Below are 5700 nucleotides of genomic sequence, written 5' to 3' on the forward strand. Positions count from 1 at the left end.
TTGCGTATAGAGCAATAGTTAATACATTTTCTGAAGCACCCGTAAGGCGATGAATCGTCAAATTTCTCTTCTATTGCGTATAGAGCAATAGTTAATACATTTTCTGAAGCACCCGTAAGGCGATGAATCGTCAAATTTCTCTTCTATTGCGTATAGAGCAATAGTTAATACATTTTCTGAAGCACCCGTAAGGCGATGAATCGTCAAATTTCTCTTCTATTGCGTATAGAGCAATAGTTAATACATTTTCTGAAGCACCCGTAAGGCGATGAATAGTGAATTTTCTCTTCTATTGCGTATAGAGCAATAGTCAGCACATTTTCTGAAGCACCAGTGAGGCGATGAATAGTGAATTTTCTCTTCTATTGCGTATAGAGCAATAGTCAGCACATTTTCTGAAGCACCAGTGAGGAGATGAATAGTGAATTTTCTCTTCTATTGCGTATAGAGCAATAGTCAGTACATTTCCTGAAGCACCAGTGAGGAGATGAATCGTCAAATTTTTCTACTCGACTGCACACCTTAAATAGTAAATTAGAAAAAAATCCTCAAATCTTGCCATAACGAGAATTATAGGAAAAAATCTAACGCACAGTTTTAGCTGTGTCAGTCTACTACAAGTTTTCCTTAACGTATCAAAGTTTTGAGTCTATAAAATCTAAATTTATAATTTAGATTTTATAGCGATCGCCTCAATTTTCCCAAGGGTCAGGTAATTGATTATTATCTTTTTTCAACTCAATATTTCTCTCAGATTTTTCCTTATTTATGACAGAATTTTTAGCAACTTCACCAGTAGTTAAACCTAAGAAAACATCTTCTAAACTAGCACGAACTCGACGTAGTTCACATAAACCTAAACCAGCAGTAACTATAGTATTAGAAATTTCTTTTCCTGGTTCCATTTCCGGTTGACATTTTATTTGTAATCTCAGACGACTTTCATTATCTGACTTAATTTTTTCTAGAGACTCAATTCCTGGAACTTCAGCTAATAACTTTAATCCCGTTTCTATCTCCTGAGTTTCTCCCTCAATTTCTACCTCATATCCCCATCCACTTGCTAACTTATTACTCATTTCTTCCGGACTACCCGTAGCCACAATTTCACCCTGATTAATAATCGCCACTCGATTACAAGTCATACTAACTTCCGGCAAAATATGAGTAGATAAAATAATTGTATGCTCTTCAGCTAAACTTTTAATTAAATTTCTCACTTCAATAATTTGTCTAGGGTCAAGACCAACAGTCGGTTCATCTAATATAATTACCTGTGGATCGTGTACCAAAGCTTGAGCAATACCAACCCTTTGTTTATACCCTTTCGATAATTTTCTAATTAAAACTTTCTGCTTATTTAATAACCCACATCTTCTCATTGCCAACCTAACTCTAGCAGAGCGATCGCCCGCAGGAACTCGTTTAATTCTAGTAACAAAAAATAAGAATCCTTCCACCGTCATTTCTGGATATAATGGTGGTATTTCTGGCAAATAACCAATCAATTGTCGTACTGCCATAGAATCTTCATGTACATCATAACCAGCAATTTTAGCCGTGCCACTTGTAGCAGGTAAATATCCAGCTAAAATTCGCATAGTTGTAGTTTTACCTGCACCATTAGGACCCAAAAATCCCAATATTTCTCCCTGTTGTACAGCAAAAGATACTTCTTTCAATGCTGAGGTTGAACCATAAATTTTGCTTAACTTCTCAACTTCAATCATTATGATTTTATGCTCCTAAAAAAATCACTTTACACTGGTCATACAAATTAATAAAAGGTAAGCATTTCCTGCGGAATGCTGCGCAAACAGCTATTAGCTTTCAGCTTTTCCTGCAGAATGCTACTCAAACAGACTTTGAACGTAATAATTTACTAAAGTTAGCTGATGATAATATTTTTATTCATAAGTTTTAATTCCTTTGTGGAGACTAATTCCTCCTTCGGTGTGATAGTTGAGTTAATAACTCATAGCTATAGCAATCCTCTGATCGGTTGTGGTATTTTGGGAGTAGTTAGGAGTTGTAATTTTGAAGCTTTTCAGCTCTTTTTAACTATTATAAAACTTGTTACGACCAATGCGCCGATTGCTATAATAGCTGATTGCTAAATACTTATAATAAAAGATATTTAGAGGAAAAGTAGAAATAATAGAACGTAATATAAAATAGGTTAAATTATATCTAAAATTAAATTTTAACACCCCTATCCCTTCCTACTTTTACCCTACTATAAAGAGAAAAATTTAATGTAATAGTATTTTTTTTAATGGTATAATCTCAAATAAAAAAAAGCTAATGACATTGAGCAATGAACAATTAATTATTACCCCTTGTTTCAAGAACTATCCATTACCCACATCTTTCTTAATATAAAACTTGACAAAATAGATAAATTATAGGTACATCTTGATTTGCCCTTTTCGGGAGAAAAATGTATGAAAAAGAACATTTTTTTTGATAATTCAAGTAGTTTTACTTAGCTACTATGATTCTTTCTCCTTTCTCCCCTGCTCCCTACTCCCCTGCTCCCCACAATTCTTTCAGGAGTTATGGGTTAAGGGATAGGTTTCAAGAAGGGGATTGGCTAAAAGGATTTTTTTTTGATTCATCCCCTCTGGGGGGAGGCTTCAAACCTTAATTCTTGAATGAATAATTAATTATTGACGCTTCAATTATTAATTATTAACTATTAATTATTAATTATTCGGTAAAATAGCCTGCAAAACTATGAGTAATTTTCCACTTTTTCAAACTCTACCACTTAGGAAAAAATAAACCTATACTAGATGTTTTAGTATCACCTTGTGCAAAATATCTAAACACTAGCCTTTCTATTGTTCTATCTACAAATTTAGTTTTGACTAAAATAATCACTTAACTAATATAGTATAATAAATCTTTCTAAGATTATTGTATATTTTTCCAGACCAAACTCAACCTTATGATCAATATTGTCTTAACCGAAATTTCTTCAGATAACAACTTGCTTGAAGCAGAAAAAAATTAGTTTAACTTTTAATTTTATATATAGCAATCCTAAATAGGTTGTGATAATTTTCATAATAGTTAATCTGAACTGAAAACCTTGAAAATTCTGTACCTCGCCAATCCGACGCTTCTTCTAGCTAACTCCTTAATACCACCAAAATATTAAAACTTAAATAGGATTGCTATATCATGTTGAAAATCAAAACTATACTAACTACATTAGCAGCAATTACACTTCTCCTACCTATCAATCAACTATCAGTTAGAGCTAACTTTATTTCCTCAGAGAATTCTACCCCAACAAAACAAACAACTGACAATGAACAACCAAAAAATATATACCAACAGGCCAAAGAAGAACTACCTAAAGACCTCTATGTACTTTATCGAATTGTTGACCGTATAGCCAGGGCCAATAAACTTGATGAAAAATCTTGGCAGATCGTAATCGTTCCAGAGTATAATCTTAATGCCTTTGCCACTAACATTAACCTTATTGCTCTATACAATGGTATTTTGGAGCTGCTTGTAGGAGATGCTTCTGCAATAGCTTGTCTTGTTGGCCATGAAATTGCACATCATACTGAAACACACACAGCTTTAACTCCTGTGGAAAAAGCAGCCTTAATCACAAAAATTGAACAAGAAGCTCAACAAGAAGCTTTAGCAAAAAAACAGAATGCTCAAACACAGGCAACTGGTATTTCTATTGGACGTAGTGCAGCAAGAATATTTGGCGGAAGAGCAGGAAGATTTGGTAGTGCTGTATTGGGTAATGTTAGTAGTCAAAGGTCGAAGGTATCTCAAGAAAAAATAGATAAAATTGTCGCCCAGAAAAAAGAAGAGTTAGAAAAAACTCTTGCTGAAGAAGACCGTAAAAGAGAATTTGAAGCTGATAAAATAGGATATTTATATTCAGCAAAGGCAGGTTTTGAAGCAGAAGGTTGTTTAAGAGCTATGAAAGTTTTGGGGCAAACACCAACTGCCGAATTTGATACTACTCATCCTACTATACCTAAACGTATTGAAGCTCTGAAAGATTTGATGCTTAAGTTTCCAGCTATATCTCTAGCAGAAGAAAGTAGAGCTATTATTTCTGAAACTAAACCTTTGACTTATGATTTATCTAAAGATAGGAAATCTTTAAGACTTAATTCTAGTCGTGGTGGTTCTTCTGTAGATGATGTAGAACGCTTATTTGACAATTGACATAACTTTTGGCCTATTAAAATTTCCCTACTGGACATAAAAAGCAAATCTCTTTCACAGGAAGCAAACGTTAGACCTATAGATTATCCAGAACTTAGGGTTCTTGGGTATCATTTTTCTGCTTATAATAATACTTTAACGATTTATTAAGGATTAACTAAAGATACTCATGACTGCAATTCAATTTATTCAAGGTGTTGATGAAGAGGCTATACCAGAAGTTCGTTTAACTCGTTCTCGTAGTGGTAATCAGGGAACAGCTACATTGATTTTTGAGAATCCCAAGGCTTTGGGCCAAGATGTTACTGAAGAAATTACAGGGATGTATCTGATTGATGAAGAAGGCCAAATTACCAGTCGCGAAGTTAAGGCTAGATTTGTCAATGGCGAGCCTAAATTCCTTGAGGGATATCATGTTATGAAGTCTCTAGAAGAATGGGAGCGTTTTATGCGTTTTATGGAACGTTATGCTAAAGAGTATGGTTTAGAATTTAATAAGGCTTGATAGGTTCCCCAGGCCAGGAGATTTTGAGCCTGGGGATGTCTAGCTACTTCCGTGGACTTCCCTAAAACGGAAAAGAAATAATTTACTGTTAAGTTCTCCCAAATATAATGGAAGCTTCGACAATCTTTAGTTGAACAGATTAATTATTTACCAAAAAATTAAGATATAAAGGCTCTCCATTCACGGCAAAAAAAATCAAAAAAATTACTTTTAGCCAATAATTACTATTACAGAAGAAGTAATTATTAATTATCAATTGTTTAGGCAGTCGCCGACATGAAAATTATCAATTGTTGAACAAACTACTCTAATTTGAATGGATCGACAAATTCCTCATCCTACTCCTCAAAATATTACTCTTAGTTGTGCTGTCATTACTGTGAGTGATACCCGCACAAAAGAAACAGACAAAAGTGGTCAGTTACTCCAGAAAATACTTGAAAGTGCTGGTCATTCTGTAACAGAATATTTAATTATTAAAGATGAAAAATTGGCAGTCGTCGCCCAAATAGAATCTCTATGTCAGCGAGAGGATATAGATACTTTAATTTTTAATGGTGGAACAGGAATAGCTCCCAGAGATACTACTTATGATGCCATTGAAAATTTATTAGAAAAAACTTTACCCGGTTTTGGGGAACTATTTCGTTGGTTGAGTTATCAAGAAATTGGTTCGAGGGCGATCGCTTCTCGTGCTGTTGCTGGTACTTATCAAGATACATTAGTATTTTCACTTCCAGATTCTACTAATGCAGTCAAGCTAGCTGTAGAAAAGTTAATCTTACCAGAATTAGTTCACTTAGTTCTGCAACTTCGTAAAACTTAAAGTTAAATGAGATAACAACGCCGTAAGTAAACCAAATAATACTTACGCACAGTAACCCAGAAACCAGGTTGATTTGGATAATATCAAATCCTCTTACTTTGGATAATAAGATTCTAAAAGAGGCAAAAACTCCAAGTTGGGTAGGGGTTTGGTCTCCAAACCC

4 protein-coding genes are annotated in these 5700 nt (G+C 34.2%); 3 read left to right on the forward strand and 1 reads right to left on the reverse strand.

What is annotated here, in order from left to right; genetic code table 11:
- Nucleotides 1-692: 692 nt before the first annotated feature.
- Nucleotides 693-1730, reverse strand: a complete 1038-nt coding sequence (locus ACP6PK_RS19610; RefSeq protein ID WP_426561901.1) for an ABC transporter ATP-binding protein — start codon at nucleotides 1728-1730, stop codon at nucleotides 693-695.
- A 1456-nt stretch (nucleotides 1731-3186) separates the two neighbouring features.
- Here ACP6PK_RS19610 and ACP6PK_RS19615 point away from each other — a divergent pair.
- The 3 genes from ACP6PK_RS19615 to ACP6PK_RS19625 all read left to right on the forward strand — a co-directional run bounded on the left by ACP6PK_RS19615 (nucleotide 3187) and on the right by ACP6PK_RS19625 (nucleotide 5537).
- On the forward strand, nucleotides 3187-4206 hold the full coding sequence (locus ACP6PK_RS19615; RefSeq protein WP_426561903.1) for a M48 family metalloprotease: 1020 nt from the start codon (nucleotides 3187-3189) through the stop codon (nucleotides 4204-4206).
- 169 nt (nucleotides 4207-4375) lie between these two features.
- Nucleotides 4376-4711 carry a photosystem II reaction center protein Psb28 gene (psb28, locus tag ACP6PK_RS19620; RefSeq protein ID WP_094674131.1) on the forward strand — a complete coding sequence of 112 codons (336 nt, stop codon included), beginning with the start codon at nucleotides 4376-4378 and terminating at the stop codon, nucleotides 4709-4711.
- A gap of 316 nt (nucleotides 4712-5027) precedes the next feature.
- Nucleotides 5028-5537 carry a MogA/MoaB family molybdenum cofactor biosynthesis protein gene (locus ACP6PK_RS19625; protein WP_094674133.1) on the forward strand — a complete coding sequence of 170 codons (510 nt, stop codon included), beginning with the start codon at nucleotides 5028-5030 and terminating at the stop codon, nucleotides 5535-5537.
- The last annotated feature ends 163 nt before the right edge of the window (nucleotides 5538-5700 follow it).

It is taken from the genome of Dapis hubbardiae BLCC-M172 (genome assembly GCF_050016015.1).
Taxonomy (GTDB): domain Bacteria; phylum Cyanobacteriota; class Cyanobacteriia; order Cyanobacteriales; family Microcoleaceae; genus Trichodesmium.

Coding starts and splice junctions, on each gene's coding strand:
- ACP6PK_RS19610 (WP_426561901.1), bottom strand. CDS start 1,730: ATGATTGAAGTTGAGAAGTTAAGCAAAATTTATGGTTCAACCTCAGCA.
- ACP6PK_RS19615 (WP_426561903.1), top strand. CDS start 3,187: ATGTTGAAAATCAAAACTATACTAACTACATTAGCAGCAATTACACTT.
- psb28 (WP_094674131.1), top strand. CDS start 4,376: ATGACTGCAATTCAATTTATTCAAGGTGTTGATGAAGAGGCTATACCA.
- ACP6PK_RS19625 (WP_094674133.1), top strand. CDS start 5,028: ATGGATCGACAAATTCCTCATCCTACTCCTCAAAATATTACTCTTAGT.